Source organism: Paenibacillus sp. FSL R10-2199 (genome assembly GCF_038000235.1).
Classification (GTDB): Bacteria; Bacillota; Bacilli; order Paenibacillales; family Paenibacillaceae; genus Paenibacillus_AQ; species Paenibacillus_AQ phytohabitans.
The window spans coordinates 6,363,743-6,381,392 of record NZ_JBBOBO010000001.1; the positions used below are offsets into that span (position 1 = coordinate 6,363,743).

The following is a 17,650-nucleotide window of genomic DNA, read 5'->3' on the forward strand; positions in this document are numbered from 1 at the left end:
GCTAAAGTTATTCCTGTACAAGATTCGTTTCCGGCTCCAAAAGGATAATTCCTAAATCGATCGTTCTCCCACCGCCCAACAACTGAAGACTGACCTTCGCGCGCCTTTTGCGTTTGTCAACTTTGGTGACGAGCTCCTCTTTTCCAGTTAAGGGGCCCGACACGACGTTCATACGGGAGTTCTCAAAATACACCCTAGAATTCTCCGCCACATCGTCATGATCGAGCAGCCCCAATATAGGACTAATCTCCTCTTCCGGTATTTGCTTAAAATACTGCTCCTCAGAGTTCTCCAAATCATTCATAGCTTGGTGCTTATAGATAAGATCCTTGCGGCTGCAGTAGTTTAATAACCGGTAGACATGGGGGTTCTTCTGAAGGATATAATAGGTAGAGTAATTCATTTGAGTCTGGATGAACACATAGCCCGGAAATAACAGTCTTTCAATTAAATCATATTGACCGGCTCTTCTTTCCGAAATTTGCTTCTTGGGAACGACGCAGCGGAGCATCTCTCCGGAAAATAGCCGCTGCAGAGATGACTTCACACGGTCTTCGCAGCCGTTTCGAACGAATAATACGTACCAGCTCATAATATCCCCCAATAGTAAAAGATTAGAGACAGGCGGACTTTCCGGTGAATGAATGCCCAAACTTGTTATAATCAACATATTAGAAAAGAAATTATATAATTGCTATTTTACTCATTATATACCAAAGGTTAGGAGTCTTCAACGATCAGTTACTAGAATCATTGCGCTATTTCTAATTCTTCATTTATTTGCAGCATTTGCTTCTGAACATTCTGATGTTAACAGAAATCCAGTATATATCCCTCATCAAATGTCATAAATTAAAAGGAGAAATCAATGGTCCAAAAAAACACTATCTTTAAAAATACTATCCTTAATAAAATTCCTATCTTAATTTTCATTTGTTTGTTCTTGCTTACTTCTTGCAGTAAGGATGCTGAAGTATTTATTGGAACTGTACACACAATAGATATAGAAAATAAAAGACTGCTAGTTATATCTGGCTTAAAAGAAGAGGATTCGAAGAAGAGTTCCAAAGAACTTCTCAATTCTAATGAGTACACTAAGGTCATTTGGGTAAGTAAAGTTTCCCCCTCTAGATTCAAACAAGGTGATGAGATTGAAATAACCTATACCGCGAGCGATGATTCTTATCCGGCACAAGTAACTGCCAAGAAAATCACTAAAATTAGTAATTGATTCAATAAATAAAATCCAGCAGATCAAAGCATCGTTTCTAATAAGAAGCGGTGCTTTTTGATGTGAGACTAAAGCTACTCACAACCACTATTAGTATTTCCAGAGAGCTGCTCCACACAAAAATTCCCGATGAGGGAATTGCCTCACCGGGAATCATTAAATATTTCTCCTATTTAAAGCACTTGGCAGAATCCGTTGCGAAAGTACTCATTTTAATGAGTCAGTCTTATCATCATGCCAATAATCTACTCACCCGCACCGGCTATACCCGCAATTCCCGCAAGTCTTACATCCCTCAATATTAATCAGCGATGCACTTCCGCAGGAAGGGCAGAGATCCCGCGAAGCAGTCGCATGGCTATGCGCACCATGGCCCCCGTGCCCATCATCAGTAGCCGTAGCTGGAACACTTGATTTCAGCTCGGCGTTCATCGCTTCATTGAAATCAAGCTCCAGTGTAGCTGCGATAGGTGCAGGCACGTGATCGTCATGGGCGTTGTTCAGCACATGGGTTTCCAGCGCCTTGGCTACAGCGTCGGCGATGGACTCGACGCGGTTCGCACCGAAGCCGATGGCGCCGGAGCCGCCGATGCCTTTGAGATGCTTAATCAGCAGCTCGACCTTCTCGCCGTGGTCGCCGTAACGCAGGAACAGCGAGCAGACGCGGCCCAGTGCTTCCGCCATAGCGAACACGTCGGAGCCGGCTTTGCCGACGTTCAGGAAGATTTCGGCCGGCGTGCGGTCGAGATCATTGATGGTGATATACGCCATACCGAATGGCGTGTTGATCTTATAAGTAGCGCCGCGCAGCACCTGCGGGCGTTTCTTGTATTGTTTGTCCACTACATTAGCCGCAGGCTGCGGTGCAGGTGCTGCTGCAACTGTGACCGGAGCCGGAGCAGCTTCAGCTTCCACTGGCTCAGCTTCAGCAGTCTCAACTGCCGCCGGAGCGTCTTTCTTTTCTTCCTTCTTAGTCGTTTCCAATACCTGTATGTCACGGCTGCCGTCACGGTAGATCGTTACACCTTTGCAGCCCAGGTCGAAGGCCATTTCGTACAGCTCGGCAGTCTCTTCTACGGTGAAGTCGGACGGGCAGTTCGCCGTCTTGGAGATTGAGCTATCCACCCAGCGCTGAATGGCAGCCTGTGCACGGATATGATCCTTAGCGGACAGATCCATCGAAGTAACGAAGTATTCAGGGAGCTCTTCACCCGGATGGGCTTCCAGCCATTCCTGGGCAATCGGCACGAACTGCTCGTCATAGCCCAGACGGCTCTGGCGGTAATATTTGAATGCGAAATAAGGCTCGATACCGGTCGAAGTGCCGACCATGGTTCCAGTACTACCTGTAGGTGCCTGGGTAATCACTGTAACGTTGCGCATGCCGTGCTTACGGATGGATTCGCCGACTTCCGGATAGACCTCGGTGATATTACGCATGAAGCCGCTCTGCAGATATTTATCGGTATCAAAAGCCTGGAAAGATCCCTTCACGCCAGCGATCTCAGCAGAGGCCAAATAAGCTTCGCGGGCCATGAAGCCGTAGAGCTTGTCCAGGAACTCCAGGGATTCCGGGCTGCCGTAACGGATATTCAGCTTGATCATCAGCTCAGCCAATCCCATTGTGCCAAGTCCTACGCGGCGTTCGAGCTTCTGGTTGGCTTCATTTTCCGGGAAATGATAAGGTGTCTTGTCGATGACATTGTCCAGGAAACGCACGGAATAGCGGGTCGTTGTCGCCAGATCTGCCCAGTCCACGTCGTGATTCTCCGCATCGTAGAACTTGGAGAGGTTGACGGCCGACAGATTGCACACGCCCCAGCCCGGCAGACCCTGCTCACCGCATGGATTGGTGCAGATAATCGGGTTGAAATACCAGCTGTTGGACATCTGGTTGTAATATTCCATGAACACTACGCCCGGCTCAGCCGACTTCCAGGCCGATTCGATAATCGTATGCCACACATCGCGTGCTCTTACGGTACGGTAAGGAATGACGCGGCGGCCGTCTGCTTTCCATTTATCCAGATCGCCGTCCCAGATTGTATCGTAATCCGGATCGGTGGTATCCGGGAAGACCAGCTCCCAGTCCAGATCCTCCTTGACGGCTTTCATGAAGGCATTGCTCACGCATACCGACAGGTTGGCATTGGTTACCTGACCCATCGTCTGCTTCACGGTAATGAAGTCCACCACATCCGGATGCCAGTCATTAATCATCAGCATCAGCGCGCCGCGGCGGCTTCCGCCTTGCTCAATCAGTCCGGTCGTATAGCTGAAAAGACCGCCCCAGGACACTGAGCCGCTGGATGATCCGTTCACGCCTCTTACAATCGCGCGGCGCGGGCGCAGCGAGGATAAGTTAATACCTACACCGCCGCCGCGGGCCATAATCTCGGTCATTTCGGAGAGCGTCTGCATGATGCCCCCGCGGCTGTCTTTCGGGGAAGGAACAACATAACAGTTGAACAGCGTAAGCTCCTCGCTTGCTCCGGCACCTGCCGCAATCCGACCGCCCGGTACCAGCTTCCAGTCATCAAGAATAGAGCGGAACTTGCCTGTCCACTCTTCCTGAAGCTCGGGAGTCTGCTCTACGGAAGCCATGGCTGCCGCAAGACGGTCCCACATTTCCTCCGGGGTCTTCTCAATATTCAGTGTCAGCTTCTCCACATCCGATTGCACGAGTTCACCGCTGCGGGTCTTCACCGTAACAATCCGGCCTGTGCGCTCAACAATCTCGCCAACCTCCTTGGTTGGAAATTTCGGATCATCCTTCGTCAGGACAAGCACCACATCGCCTACCTTGGCATTATTGCTGTCCGCGTCCTTCCAGGCATAACGGTCCAAAAATATTTTCTCACTCAGCCCCTCAAGACGCTGCTTGCGTTCCACTGTACTCAATAGAAAAACCTCCCGGATGATTGATAGGTAATACTTCCGTTCCTTGGTGTGGGCTTAGACTTTTTGTAACCCACAACAAGAACTTCCAGCGGCAGGGTAGCCGCAGCCTGCATGTACAGCGGAAGTTCCTCTTGTCAATAACAAATAACCGCAAAAACCCGCGAATAATCAAATTTTCAAGCTTTTGTAACAATATATTGTATACATCAGCTTTTCAACTATACCACATATTGTATCAGAGTTCTTTTTCCAAAAAAGCGGCCCATGGCGGGAATTTCGGAAAAACGGTAAAAGATAGTGGATTTTCTCCCTCTTTCTCGCTTTTTTACAGGTTCCAGATTGATAAGCTTCCGGGCCCGGAAGACAGATTCCGCCACGGATATTCAAGATCCGCGGAAGCCGCCGCAGCACCAGCAGCAGTACCGCTGCAAGGCTCCGCAATATTACTCCACGGCAGCAGCCGGAGGATAGCAGGTTATGAAATCTCTCTTTTACGCGCATACTACTGCTACGCATTTCGATATGAAACCGCGCCGGAGGAGGCTGCAACATGACGCAATTATTCCGCAATTCCTTGCCGCAAGGGGGAAGTACGCCTGCCCCGCTGCTGCCTGTTCCTCTGTCCTTTGAGCGTAACTGGCTGCAGGACCTGGAGTCGAAGCTCGATAAAGGCGGACCCTGGGGAGACTGGAGATTATCCCGGCTGGCCATACAAGGAGAGCAATCGGGCCTCGTTACGAGCTTCGATGAGCTGCAGTGTCTGAAGCATCTGTCCGGGTTATCCCCGCTTCCCCACCAGCTGGATACCGCCCATAAGGTGCTGTTTGAAATGTCAGGCCGGGCCATTCTGGCAGACGAAGTAGGGCTAGGCAAGACGATAGAAGCCGGACTGATCCTCAAGGAGTATCTGGTGCGCGGGCTCGTAAGTAAAGTTCTGATCCTTGTCCCTGCGTCTCTTGTCCTGCAGTGGGTGCGCGAGCTGAACAGTAAATTCGGTATTTCAGCCGTGGCACAGAAGAAAGCTTACTCCTGGGGCAACGACATTGTTGTCGCCTCCATGGATACGGCGAAGCGTGATCCGCACAAGGAGATGCTGCTGAGCCATGAATTCGACATGCTGATTATCGACGAGGCCCATAAGCTGAAGAATAAGAAATCAACAAACTATCTGTTCGTACAGCAGCTGCGCAAAAAGTACTGCCTGCTGCTCACCGCCACTCCCGTGCAGAATGATCTCGGCGAGCTGTTCAATCTGATCACATTACTGAAGCCGGGACAGCTCGGGAATCAGGGGGATTTTGCCACCAATTTCGTGGTCGATAAACGCCAGCCTAAGAACGAAGTCCAGCTGAGGGGCGAGCTCTCCAAGGTGATGATCCGCAACCGCCGCGGCGAGGGTCCCGTGAACTTCACGAAGCGCAAAGTGCGCAATATCCCGCTTACCCTCTCTTTAGAGGAGAAAGAATTATATGACGGCGTCACCGCCTTTGTCAAAGACCAATATCAGGAAGCGGGCGGCAATCTCAGCAGCATGCTCTCCCTGGTTACGCTCCAGCGCGAGGTATGCAGCAGCCGGGATGCGGTGTTCGTCACGCTTGTGAATCTGATCAAGAAGCTTCCGGCGGATTCACCGAAACGTGAGCGCATGATGGGGCTGCTCCAGACGATTCGTACTGTTAAGACGAATACCAAAGCGGAGAAGACGATGGAGCTGATCCGCCAAATGAACGAGAAGGTCATCGTCTTCACCGAATACCGCGCGACCCAGGAATATCTGCTGCAATATTTCCGTGAGCATGGACTGCAGTGTGTCACTTACTCCGGCGGGATGAACCGCGGCAAAAAGGACTGGATGATGGACCTCTTCCGCGGGCGCGCCCAGGTAATGATTGCTACGGAAGCAGGCGGCGAAGGGATCAATCTGCAGTTCTGCCACCATATGATCAACTTCGACCTCCCCTGGAACCCCATGCGCGTAGAGCAGCGGATCGGCCGGGTACACCGGCTTGGCCAGGAGAACGATGTAGTTATCTACAATCTCTCTACCGAAGGCACGATCGAGGAGCATATTCTTCACCTGCTGCACGAAAAAATCAATATGTTCGAGATGGTCATCGGCGGGCTGGATGTTATCCTGGAACGCTTCGAGAAGAAGGAGTCGCTTGAGAAAAGCTTATATAAAATCGTCCTCGAAGCCCGCAGCGACGAGGAGCTGCGCAGCGAGCTGGATCAGATCGGCGATTCACTCAGCGAGCTGACCCATGCCAATCTGGATGAAAGCGAGGTGGCTCCTTAATGCTGACCCCTGTGGAAGTACGTAAACAGGTCATGGATTACCTGGAAGCGACAGAGTGTACGATTCTCGAATCCTCTCCGCTGCATGTGACGGTGAAGCTCTCGCCGCGCGCGGACCGGATGCTGACGGACCGCCCTTATTATTGGGGATTCGTGGAGCGCACCGGCGTAGATCCGGAGACCCTGTCCTTCAGCTTCGTCTTCGATCCGGAGAAGTACGATGAACTGGCCGCGCAGGCAGCTGCGCCTGCGGCCCGTCCGCGCGGCGGGGCGGTCCGCCCGGCGGCAGGACCTCTGACGGGCGGCATCGGCGCGGCGGGTGCTGCGGATGCTGAGGCAGGCGCGGAGCCTGGCGCCGCACCGGCAGCTGCACCCGGAGGCGTGGTGCCGCCCGGGGTCTCCGCTGATCCGGAGGACAGCATCCTCGCCCGGTACTTCGGCATCGTCCCGCAGCTGCCGCGCATCGGGCCGGGCATGATCCGCCGCGAGGATGTGACCTACGGCAGCAAGCGCCTGCGGCAGATCTGGTCAGCGGCACGGGATGAGGGCAAATGCCTGCAGCTGTTCGAGGACCCGGGACTCCGGCAGCGGACCACGCTGTTCTCAGCCGCCTACGAGCCTTGGCTTGCCGTCTGCTATAAGGTGGAGATGACCTGTGATCTTAAGCGTGAAGAGCTGCATTTCATCGCGGTGTCACTGACCTCCGGGCTGATTGTTCCGGACTTCGAGGCCCGGCTGGCTTCGCGGGAGCTTACGCCAAGGCTGCCGGAGAATATCCACATCCAGCCTTCCGAGCTGTCCGTTACTGCCGGAGCCGACAGGCTGGAGGGATATCTGACCTCGAAGCTGGCTCTGCTGGATTACACCTGGGCCGAGGAAGCCCGCGAACGCCTGCGTCTAGAGCTGAGCATCGTGGATATCTATTATGAGGAGCTGCTGAAGGAGCAGGATGAGGAGAAACGCCTCGGCATAGAGGAGCAATACAACCGCCGCCGCAAAGAGACCACCTGGCAGTATGAGCCGCAGATTGCAGTTTCTGCCGTAACGTACGGGCTGTTTCACCTGCGCAGCACATAGAATGCGACCCGGCTCGCTAAAAGCAAACAAAAAAACAGCGGAATTCCTGCAGGCTGCCGCGACAGTAAGCAACAGCCTTTTCAAGGCTTGTCCCCTACAATTAAAAGTATGAAGCAGAACCTCCCGGGCTCCGGCTTGCCGGACCCGGTAATTCTTGCGATTAACCTTTGGAACAGGAAAGGTGAACGATAACATGAAAATCAAAGCGAAGCAGAAGGGGCCGCTAGGGCGGCGTACCCGCCTGCTCCTCTGTCTGACTCTCGGGCTGACTCTGTTCGCCGCGAGCGCCTCCCCGCCTCCGGCGCTCGCGTCTATAGGCAGCCGGGCCACTGTCACACAAGCCGTCCTGCAGGAGCTGCTGCCCGGACTTGTGATGACACAGGCGCCCGCATCTGAAAGCTTGCAGGATTTCACCCGTCTCACAATTAGCCAATTGTCGGCGGATGCTCCGTTTAAGGAATGGAAGAATGCCGGAACTGAGGTCTATCCACTCGGGCCGGGCACACGCAGCTGGCTGGTCAATGTGATGAACGGGGAGCAGCGGATCGGATATCTCATTATTTCTGCTGCGGACGGGGGCAAATATCTGCTGAGTGAATACGGAGCCGGTACCTATGGTCTCCCTTATAGTATGAGTGATCTGCGCCAGTATCTGGTGCAGGAAGGACTGATTACCTCCTCTTATTCAGGTAAAATAGAACTATCGGCGCTGTACGCTCCGCTGCTGCCGGTCTGGAAGCTCACGCTTGCGGACAAGACGCTGTATCTCAATGCCTCAGTACTGCAGGTACTGCCTTGGAGCCTTAGCCAGGCAAACCGTATCCTGGACGGCCAGCTTGATGCTAATGCCCTGGTGGTGTACACCGGGTCTGGACAACAAGTCCGCGCTCCCTTGCCCGCTCTGCTTAGCAGCGGTCAGGATGACCCGTATGCAGATTTACAGTGGCTGACCGCTCCTGAACTGAAGAATATCAGCGAAGCCAGCTTAAATACTTTGCTTAAAAACCGGGGCAGCCTTGCCTTCCAGTCGACAGGACGCAATGATGCCTTGGGTGCTCCGTTCATGATTACAGGCTGCCAGAGCTGGCTTACGGCCTCCGCCGGAAGTAAGGCGGGTGCTGAACCAGCAGTTATATACGCCGCTGCCGGTCCAGGAGCGAAGCGGTACCTTCCGCTCACGGCCCTCCAGAAGTACGGAACCTTCCACAAGCCGCCGCTGCCGCTATCAGGAGGAACGGCGCTCGGCGCGGCGCCGCATTAATATTGAAGGTTTCAGCGATAATCCTATATACAGCTGTACATGCCAAACAGCCTTCCCTTCAGCCGTGTCAAGCGGCTTTAAGGGAAGGCTGTTTCGGAATTCGGGTGAGCTGCGGCGCTGCTAGGCTGGCTACTCCCGATCCTTGCGGCTCCATTTGCTGCGCCAGACGGACCAGGCGAGCGGCAGCGTGCCGAACCATTTCTCGGCCCAGGGCTGCTTCTCTGCCTTCCGTCTTGCATGTACGGCGCGCGGGTCCTCCATATATATGACTACTTTCTCCGTAATGTATTTGACCAGATCATCTCCGCTGGATGCCATTACTATCCCTCCCATGCAGGCGCTGGCGGGTCGCCGCCTGCTGCCCTGCCTTTTCTCCATGACTTTAGTGTGCTCCAAATCCCCGCTCTCTAAACCGGAACCGCTAACCTTCGTATAGGTTTGGCTGTTAAGGCACAATCTAACAGAGATTCCACCTAAGATACTGATGATGATTCCGGCAGGGAGGTTATTCACTTGAGAATTTCGGAACATTTACAAGAAGATCATGCAGGAGGGGCCTGCCGTCCTGGGCAACATTTCCGGCTAGGGCGAAGGCTGCGGAGGATACTGGCTTCGATAGCGGTGCTGACTCTGCTGACAGCTGGACATGCAGGGACCATCCTGGCCGCCACACCGGGAGTAAACCACTTAACCGACAACCCGTCAGACCGCCAGCATATGCTCGGTCATGACCAGCGGATCATTCTGATTGATGCCGGACACGGAGGGATTGACGGCGGAACCTCACACGGCACCATCCTGGAGAAGGATATTACCCTGGCGATCTCACGCCGGCTGTTTCTCCTGCTGCGCAGTGACGGCTTCGATGCCATATTGAACCGGACCGGCGATTATGCGCCGAGCGATGAGAATCTCTGGCTGCGCAGTAAATCCCGGCACCTGCGTGATCTGGCCCAGCGCAAGGAACTGGCCGAAACGCTGCCGGCGAATGTCGTGGTCAGCATTCATATCAATTGGGCAAAGTCACCCTCCAAGCATGGTCCGCTTGTCTTGTACCGCCAGGAAGGGCGCAGCTTCCTGCTGGCCAGATTGATTCAGGATCAGCTGAACGGGCTGTATGGAATGAAGAATGACCCCAGACAAGGCAAACCCTTCTACCTGCTCAACAAAATAACCGCCACAACGGTTATCGTCGAGGCGGGATTTGTAAGCAGTCCGGCGGACCGCGAGAAGCTGTGCACCCCGAAGGGTCAGGAAGAGATTGCCGAGGCGGTTGCCAACGGAATTGCGGCGTACCTTATGGAAGTGTGACCTGCGAATTCCATTTCCACTCTTCCCGGACAAGCTCGGAGATTCCGATAAACTCAACGCTGTCCTTCATTCCGGCAATGCCGCTGCGGATGCCCGCTGCGGTTTCTTTGCCTTGAATGCCGACATGGCCAATCGTCACGCAGTATCTCTGGTTCAGGGCCCGCTCCTGGACCAGCTTCATCTGCTTAACCACATGGCTCGCAGAATGCACGTCGTCCAGGAAAATGTGGTTCTCCACTGGCGGGAGCCCCAGCTCCCGGGCTATTTTACCGGCAACTGAGCGATAATTGGTATGGCTGTCTACGAAGAAAAGTCCGCGCTCCTTGCATACCGCGAGCACAATACCCATCACCCGCTCGTCACCGGTCACCTTGGAGCCCATATGGTTGTTAATGCCAATCGCATAAGGAACATTCTCAAGCGCCGCCTCCACCCTCTGGCGGACTTCTGCATCACTCATCCTGGTCAGCACCGCTCCCGGTCCAAGCCATTCCGGCTTGCCCTGGCGCGGCTCCATCGGCAGATGAACCAGGACATCGAAGCCAAGCTCATGCGCACGGCGTGCATCCTGCTCGCTCGAGGGCAGGAATGGCATCACCGCAACGGTAATCTTGACCGGCAGCTTGAACATCTCCTCCGTGCCCCGCATGTTGTTGCCGAAATCATCGACAATGATGGCCACCCGGTTGGGCAACTTCTTATTCTCCACCTGCCGGTCAACTGAACCGCTGTTTCCGCTGCTGTCTGCATGCGTATCAGTTACCGGACGGAGCGTGGAGACTGCAGCTTCAAGGTTACGGGCAGAGTGCCCACCAGGTTGCGATGCGGCAGATACGGACTGAGGCGCTGACGGAATCAGCGTGGTCATCAGAACAACTACGGCGGCCAAAGGATAGAGAATGATGTGCTTTACGCTGTGCTTGCTTTTCTCCAAAATGGAACACCTCCTTCGTGATTCAACAATTGTTCTCATTGTTTGGCTCACGGAGGATAAATATGTACGCTGAAGTTACGCAATAATTAACAAGGCTTAAACTAACTCCCCAAAACATATAAATTATCTTTTAAGAAACCTTTGCCCCGCGGCGGTCGGCTTCAAGAATCGCCTCCAGCACCTGCTGCGGTGTCACGGCAAACGGCATGTTGGCCATCGGACTGCCCTCGCTGCAGCTCGCCTCAGCGGCATAGAGCAGCCGGTCCTGTGCAACACCCGCTAACCTTAGCTCCGCCAGCGTAACAGGCAGACCTGCCCCCCGGCAGAAATCCACCGCCCCGGTAATCTCGGCTTCCGCTGCTCCTTCAAGGATCAGCTGCACCAGTGTGGTGAACGCCACTTTCTCCCCGTGAAGCACGGTCCGGCATTCCTCAAGCAGCGTCAGCCCGTTATGAATGGCATGGGCCGCTGCCAGTCCGCCGCTCTCAAAGCCGATGCCGCTGAGATATATATTGGCTTCGACAATATGTTCAACTGCGGCTGTCGCGCGTCCGTCAGCTGCATCCTGCAGCGCCTGCGCGCCGTCGGCGAGCAGCGTATCCAGACATGTACGGGCCAGTGCCAGGGCCGCGAGAGTGCCTGTCCCTCCTGCGCTGGTAACTGCTCCGGATCTGCTGCAGGCTCTTGCTTCGTAATACGTCGACAAGGCATCGCCCATTCCGGCAGCAAGCAGTCTTACCGGAGCTTTGGCGATAATCTCCACATCCGCGACCACGATATCCGGACTGCGGCGCAGCGGCAGATACCGGTCGAATTCGCCCGATTCGCTGTAGAGGACCGACAGGGCGCTGCAAGGCGCATCTGTTGACGCTACGGTCGGCACAAGCATCACCGGGAGCCCGGCGAAATGACTGACGGCTTTTGCCGTATCCAGTGTCTTGCCCCCGCCAATACCCACGATGACATCCACACCGCTGCTACCCAGCTCCGCCACAATCTGGTCCACCTGTACTAGACTGCATTCGCCCTTAAATTCACGCAGCAGCAGCGGAATCTGCTCCGACGCGAAGCCCTTGCTGATCTCTTGTCCGTACAAGGAGATAATATAGGGATCTACAATGGCATAGGCTCCTCTCGCCCCCATCTGCAGGCAATACACCCCCAGTCTCGTAATCTCCCCGCTGCCCTGAATATATTTTGACGGTGAATAGATGATCTGTGACATGATGAATTCCTCCTGTTCTAATTCTTTTCATTCTAAGGAAGAATCTGGAATCCGGCAATGACCAAACTCCGCTGATCCCTATGTTAATTGCAGATACATAAATAGCAGTTATATAAAATGTCCAGGGCTGCAAAATTAGCAATTGGAAAAACGTATCTTAATTTCGATCTTTTGGACCATCTGAGGCAAGTAAGTGGATAAACGTCATTTAATCTCATGCATTCCCTCCACGCTGAACGATTTGCCGCATTTTAAGTGCCGGTTTTCCAACTGTTGTCTGGTAAGGGCTCTTCCGGTCATGAGCAAGTGTTGAAAATCCACCTATTTCCTGCTGCCGACTTAGCAAGTCCATACTAATGCTGCTGTTCCCGGCGCTTTAGCCGCTTCATAGGAGTTATACACATTGTTCCATTGTATTATTTCCTGATAGGTGAGTTATCACGTGAAACAGCTGTATGCCTGCGTAATATTAGCAAAAAGCCCCACTCCAAAGTGATTTGGAATGAGGCTGTGCGGTAATAAGGTCAGCGTTTGCGGCGTTCAGGCATTTTGCGGGTATCGCCGGTCAGCTCACATGTCTGCTGTCCAAGATTGCCATGCTCAATCTTAGTGTCAATAAAATCCACAATCTGCTGCAGCGAAGCGATCTGTTCCAGTATCTTCTGTTTATGATTCAGGATCATCTCATGCAGCTCCGGATATTCGGACAGGTCTGAATCAAGAGACAGGTTGAGATATGGACGCATGTCGTCCAGCGACATCCCCGTCTTCTTAAGGCAACTGATCAGCTTCATCATCTCCAGATCCTGATCGCTGTAGATGCGGTGGCTGTTTCCCTTGCGCTGCGCCCGGGGCAGCAGTCCGATCTTCTCGTAATACCGGATGGTATCTTCCGGGATCCCGGTCCGCTCGGCTGTTTCTTTGATCGAATATCCCTGAATGATATTAGCATCAGCCAGACTCATAGGCCCACCTCATTTGAATTGTATGGTCTTCAGTTTATTCTATTGTATAACTTGGAGTCAGCTCCAAGTCAATCGTTAATTTCCGGCCTTGACTTGGAGTCGGCTCCAAGTTATACAATGGGCACCATTCACCATTACATTTCCAAAGGAGCCCTTATTATGACTATACAACAAGCACAACGCACTGCGCTGATCACCGGCGCGAATAATGGAATCGGACTCGCCTTGACCCACCGAATGCTGAGCGAAGGCTGGGAGATTATCGCGCTCATCCGTTCAGCTTTTCCAGAGGACGATTCCCTTATCCGTGAGGCGCTCAGCAGCAGACAGCTGCGGACGTACAAGGCAGACCTCTCCGATTTCGCCCAGTTGAAGCGTGCCTTGCAGGATATTACTAGCCATGAAAAGCAGATTGATCTGCTGTTCAATAATGCCGGCGGCAGCTTCCCGGAGTTAAGCTTCTCCAGGCAGGGACGTGAGCTGCACTATGAGCTGCAGACGGTTGTCCCGTATATCCTCACGATGGAGCTGAAGCCGCTGATCCTGAAAGGCACAATGCGCACAGTGATTAACACTTCTTCCAACGCTTTTATGATGAAGCGCAAATTCGATCCGGCCGCCCTGGAGCATCCTGCCAAGTTCCAAAAGCTAACCGGGCCTTATGCGGACACCAAGCTCGCCCTGTCCTTGTGGACCAGTGAGATCGCCCCGGCGCTTGCGGCGGAAGGCATCCTGATCCGCAGTGCCGATCCAGGCGGCAACAATACGATTCGCGGAGGCAAGAAATCCGGAATTCCTTTTTGGCTGAGACCGGTTATCCGTATGTTCTTCCCTGAACCCACTCATGGAGCTGGCTTGTTATATCAGGCCGCACTCGGCGAGCACAGCCGCAAGCCCGGTGTGTTCCTGATCAAGAATCAGGTGACCCCGCTTAAATTCACAGAGCACAGCAGCACTATTCTGAAGAATGTCCAGACCATTTATCAGCAGGAGTTCCGCACGGCCGGCAGCAGCTCCTGATTCATTGGGAAGGCTGCACATACCAAAGAGTCTGTCCCATAATCCATAAAAACGGATGCTCGGGACAGCCCTCTGTTTTTAAGCAGGATCAACGTGAGCACATAGGCGAACGCTCCGCTTTTTCACCATCAGTCCGTCCTCTCCGCTGTTTAAGCGGAAAAAGCCTCCGGAAGTTTCGTCAGGATCAGCTGCTCTTTCGGTCCCTTAATGCTCAGCTATCCGTCCAAACTCCCGCAGCAGCAGCATATTCTCTATAACAATATGTGCTTTCCACCAGTTCTCGCTGATGGCAAACTCCCGCTCATAACCGGCCCAGGTCCAGGTCAGGTTCCAGACCCCTTCGGGATTTCCGGTCTCCACGATATGATCCAGCTCCTGGTGCATCAGCCCGGCAAGCTCTGCATAACCCGGACTTTGCGGCGACTTCAGGAAAAAGGACGGTCTGCAGCTGTATCCGTTCCATTGCCCCTCATCGCGGCTGATGAGCTGAATGGTCTGCACCTTGACCGCTTCCTTCAAGGAAACGTAGGGGAACTGCTCCTGCAGCTCCGCCCAGGCGATACATTCCAACAGCGTGGCAACACATCTCAGCGGATGCATCTCAAGCGCGGGATCTTGCAGGAATAAATCAGTCAATTCACGGGCGATGCCCATCCCCCGTTCATACAGTGCACTGTTCCTGACAGCATACTTCAGGATGAATCCGGCCAATATGGCTGTCGGATTATAGATACTCCGTGCGGTACTGTTCGAATCCGTGTGCCACCAAGGAGCATGCGGGTAATCATTGTTAGAGGCTACCACATTCCTCCAGGTCCGGTCTTCCATGTCCGCGCCGCTGTCCAGATACTTCAGAATGCCCTGCACCACCGGATGGCCACCATTTTCAAATTCCAATTCCAGCAGTCTCTCCACAGCCGTTGCCGCCATGACCGGTGTGGAATCCGGATTCCAGGCATCCGCTTCCAGGGCATGTCCGAAGCCCCCGTCTTCATTCTGATAGGCTGATAATGCTTCCAGCACAGGCGGTATTCCGCCCTTTTCAAAGTGAAAATTCCATCTCGCCAGGTCCAGCGGGCGGGCATTGCGGTACATCCATCGCCGTATAACCTCATAATCCTCCAGCAGCAGCTTCATGAACAATCTCCTTTTGGCAAAATAGTAATGAACCGGCTCTCAGCAAGTGCTATGATTTCACACATATAATTCTAAGAGATTTCCAGTAAAATACAAGAGGACACTCATTGCCAAGGAGGATACATATGACTGAAGATTTCTACTGTGATGAAGTATTAAGCGGCAAAACAGTTGTGCAAAAAGTATTCGAAACGGACAATGTGCTAGCCTACCACCACACCCGGCCCTTTTATCCTGTCCACATTGTGGCTATCCCTAAGCGGCATATCTCCTCGCTTATAACTCTTCAAGACAGTGATAATGACCTGCTGCTTGAGCTTATCGGAGTAATTAAGCAGGTGGCCGCCCAGGTAACCGGGGAGTATGGGGCTTGCAGAGTGAGCACGAACCTTGGAGACTATCAGGATTCGAAGCATCTGCACTGGCATATCAGCCATGGCGAGCCGCTGAGATAAGTCCTACAGCTTCTCCGGATATCCCCCCATCTCCCCCCAGCGGCTGCGCAGCATACGGGCGGCGGCTTTGGGCTGGCGCTGGCGGGTGAACACGCCTTTTTTGTTGCCGTTAATTCTAGTGATGCCCTGCTTGGTGGCAAAATCGGCAAAAGCCCAGACATGCTCCCCGATCACGAAATTCAGCCGGTCAAACACATTGTGGTAACGGGTGAGCAGCTCTTCCTGATACTCCTCGGTGAACATCACCGGAGGGTCCTGATGAAATCCGGCGATGGCATCGGCGCCATATTCCGTCATGATGACCGGCTTGCCGAAATTCCGGTACCAGTTCATCAGCTCCCATTCCACCTGATGCTCCACCAGCTCCAGGGCACCCGGGTCCTGGTACCAGGAGTAGTAACGGTTCACACAGATGACGTCAAAAAACTGCGCCACCTTGCACTTATCCGGCAGCGGCCATTGGACAATCGTAATCGGACGCTGCGGGTCCAGCCTGCGGGCGGTATCAGCCAGCTGGCGGAAATACGGCACCGCTTCGTCCTGGAAGGTGGCCGCTTCGTTGGCAAGACTCCACATGACTACGGATGGATGGTTCTTGTCGCGGGCAATCAGATCGCGGAGAACATCATGATGATGAGCCAGCGTCTCCTCATTAGCCTGATCCGGTGTATACACCTTGTCGTTATAATTGAAGAAAGTGAAGCCTACAGCCGGCACCTCGCCGATCACCACGATGCCTTCACGGTCTGCCAGCTCCAGCAGCTCTTCGGCATACGGATAGTGGGAGGTGCGGAAGGAATTGGCATTAATCCACTTGAGCAGATTGAAGTCCTTCACATTGACCGCGTGATCCAGCCCCTTGCCCCTGATATCACTATCCTCATGCTTCCCGAAGCCCTTGAAATAGAACGGCTCACCGTTGATCAGGAACCGGGTCCCTTCCACCTTAACCGTGCGTATGCCAGTCTGGAGCTGATAATGGTCAGCAAGTTGTCCGTCAGGATGAAGGAGCTCTACGTGAAGTGTATAGAGATACGCGTCCAGCGGCTTCCACAGTCTGGCGCTCTCCACCTGCAAGATGCCTGAGCTTCCCTTCCCGGCGGCAGCTTCCTTGCCGTCCTCGTCCAGCAGCCTGACCCTTACCTCTCCTTCCGGCTGCGAGCAATCCATCGAATATCTGACAAGCCCTGACTCCCCCTGCACATCAGTAGTTACCGTGATATCCTGAATGAACAATCCGGAAGTCCGGTACAGCTTCACAGGCCGGTGTAATCCCGCATAGTTGAAGAAATCATGAAAATATTCCTGCACCCGGTAGCCCTCGGGATGCTTCTCATCCTCGAAGGTCTTGATCCGTCCCGGCGGCAGTGTCTGCCAGTTAAGCACATTGTTGACCACGATCGTTACGCGGTTCTCCCGCCCGGGCACTGCAATCCCTGTAATATCCGCTTCAAAAGGCAGGAAGCCTCCTTTGTGGGAGGCCACCTCCACTCCGTTGACCCAGACAACCGCATGATGGCAGGCACTGCCGACCCAGAGCATCATCCGGTCGCCGGACCAGGAACGGGGGACGATGAAGGTCTGCTCATACCACACGTCACCGATGTGGTCGCGCAGCGCCGCATCCTGGGTGATATCGTTGTAGCTGGCCGGAACCGGCATAGGAATGGTATCCTGAAGCGGCTGATTATGCCACTTCTCTTCCCGCCCCCGGTTGCCGGGATCTGCCTTAAAGCGCCAAATGCCGGACAGATCCTTGATTTCGCGCGTCAATGTATCCTTTGGAAACAGCATGGTTTGTCCACTCCGATCTTCTATATATTATCTCTGACTTTCAC

The 17,650-nt window shown here is 53.6% G+C and carries 15 protein-coding genes; 7 read left to right on the plus strand and 8 right to left on the minus strand.

The window, feature by feature from the left end; translation table 11 throughout:
• Positions 1-7 precede the first annotated feature (7 nt).
• On the minus strand, positions 8-670 hold the full coding sequence (gene loaP / locus NYE33_RS27890; protein ID WP_341068482.1) for an antiterminator LoaP: 663 nt from the start codon (positions 668-670) through the stop codon (positions 8-10).
• 198 nt (positions 671-868) lie between these two features.
• Between loaP and NYE33_RS27895 the strand changes: the two genes are divergently transcribed.
• Positions 869-1,231, plus strand: coding sequence for a DUF3221 domain-containing protein (locus NYE33_RS27895; protein WP_341068483.1), 363 nt, complete (start codon positions 869-871; stop codon positions 1,229-1,231).
• 249 nt (positions 1,232-1,480) lie between these two features.
• Here NYE33_RS27895 and NYE33_RS27900 read toward each other — a convergent pair whose 3' ends face one another.
• On the minus strand, positions 1,481-4,132 hold the full coding sequence (locus NYE33_RS27900) for an adenosylcobalamin-dependent ribonucleoside-diphosphate reductase (protein WP_341068484.1): 2,652 nt from the start codon (positions 4,130-4,132) through the stop codon (positions 1,481-1,483).
• 550 nt (positions 4,133-4,682) lie between these two features.
• Here NYE33_RS27900 and NYE33_RS27905 point away from each other — a divergent pair.
• From NYE33_RS27905 to NYE33_RS27915, 3 genes are all read left to right on the plus strand, one after another.
• Positions 4,683-6,428: a DEAD/DEAH box helicase gene (locus NYE33_RS27905; protein ID WP_341068486.1), complete on the plus strand. Its 1,746-nt coding sequence runs from the start codon at positions 4,683-4,685 to the stop codon at positions 6,426-6,428.
• Positions 6,428-7,504 (plus strand): YqhG family protein, encoded by a 1,077-nt coding sequence (locus NYE33_RS27910; protein ID WP_042135856.1) that lies wholly within the window; start codon positions 6,428-6,430, stop codon positions 7,502-7,504. The genes NYE33_RS27905 and NYE33_RS27910 overlap by 1 nt, the downstream gene beginning before the upstream one ends.
• Before the next feature lie 193 nt (positions 7,505-7,697).
• A complete protein-coding gene (locus NYE33_RS27915) occupies positions 7,698-8,765 on the plus strand; it encodes a hypothetical protein (protein ID WP_341068488.1) in 1,068 nt (355 codons plus the stop codon).
• Positions 8,766-8,894: 129 nt separating this feature from the next.
• On the opposite strand, the gene NYE33_RS27920 is transcribed toward NYE33_RS27915, so the two are convergent.
• A complete protein-coding gene (locus NYE33_RS27920) occupies positions 8,895-9,083 on the minus strand; it encodes a YqzE family protein (RefSeq protein ID WP_042135853.1) in 189 nt (62 codons plus the stop codon).
• Positions 9,084-9,278: 195 nt separating this feature from the next.
• Between NYE33_RS27920 and NYE33_RS27925 the strand changes: the two genes are divergently transcribed.
• Complete coding sequence (locus NYE33_RS27925) at positions 9,279-10,076, plus strand: N-acetylmuramoyl-L-alanine amidase family protein (protein WP_340946775.1); 798 nt, start codon at positions 9,279-9,281, stop codon at positions 10,074-10,076.
• Here the strand turns inward: NYE33_RS27925 and NYE33_RS27930 are convergent.
• The 3 genes from NYE33_RS27930 to NYE33_RS27940 form a co-directional block, all read right to left on the minus strand.
• Positions 10,063-11,010, minus strand: coding sequence for a divergent polysaccharide deacetylase family protein (locus tag NYE33_RS27930; protein WP_341068490.1), 948 nt, complete (start codon positions 11,008-11,010; stop codon positions 10,063-10,065). The genes NYE33_RS27925 and NYE33_RS27930 overlap by 14 nt on opposite strands.
• Before the next feature lie 130 nt (positions 11,011-11,140).
• Positions 11,141-12,235, minus strand: a complete 1,095-nt coding sequence (locus NYE33_RS27935; protein WP_341068492.1) for a glycerol dehydrogenase — start codon at positions 12,233-12,235, stop codon at positions 11,141-11,143.
• A gap of 524 nt (positions 12,236-12,759) precedes the next feature.
• Positions 12,760-13,200, minus strand: a complete 441-nt coding sequence (locus tag NYE33_RS27940; protein WP_341068494.1) for a MerR family transcriptional regulator — start codon at positions 13,198-13,200, stop codon at positions 12,760-12,762.
• Positions 13,201-13,359: 159 nt separating this feature from the next.
• On the opposite strand from NYE33_RS27940, the gene NYE33_RS27945 reads away from it, so the two are divergent.
• Positions 13,360-14,220 (plus strand): SDR family NAD(P)-dependent oxidoreductase, encoded by an 861-nt coding sequence (locus NYE33_RS27945; RefSeq protein WP_341068496.1) that lies wholly within the window; start codon positions 13,360-13,362, stop codon positions 14,218-14,220.
• Positions 14,221-14,424: 204 nt separating this feature from the next.
• Here the strand turns inward: NYE33_RS27945 and NYE33_RS27950 are convergent, their stop codons facing one another.
• Positions 14,425-15,357, minus strand: a complete 933-nt coding sequence (locus NYE33_RS27950) for a hypothetical protein (protein WP_341068500.1) — start codon at positions 15,355-15,357, stop codon at positions 14,425-14,427.
• Positions 15,358-15,482: 125 nt separating this feature from the next.
• On the opposite strand from NYE33_RS27950, the gene NYE33_RS27955 reads away from it, so the two are divergent.
• Positions 15,483-15,812, plus strand: a complete 330-nt coding sequence (locus NYE33_RS27955; RefSeq protein ID WP_341068502.1) for an HIT domain-containing protein — start codon at positions 15,483-15,485, stop codon at positions 15,810-15,812.
• Between the two features lie 3 nt (positions 15,813-15,815).
• Here NYE33_RS27955 and uidA read toward each other — a convergent pair whose 3' ends face one another.
• Positions 15,816-17,606, minus strand: a complete 1,791-nt coding sequence (uidA, locus tag NYE33_RS27960; RefSeq protein ID WP_341068503.1) for a beta-glucuronidase — start codon at positions 17,604-17,606, stop codon at positions 15,816-15,818.
• Between the last annotated feature and the right edge of the window lie 44 nt (positions 17,607-17,650).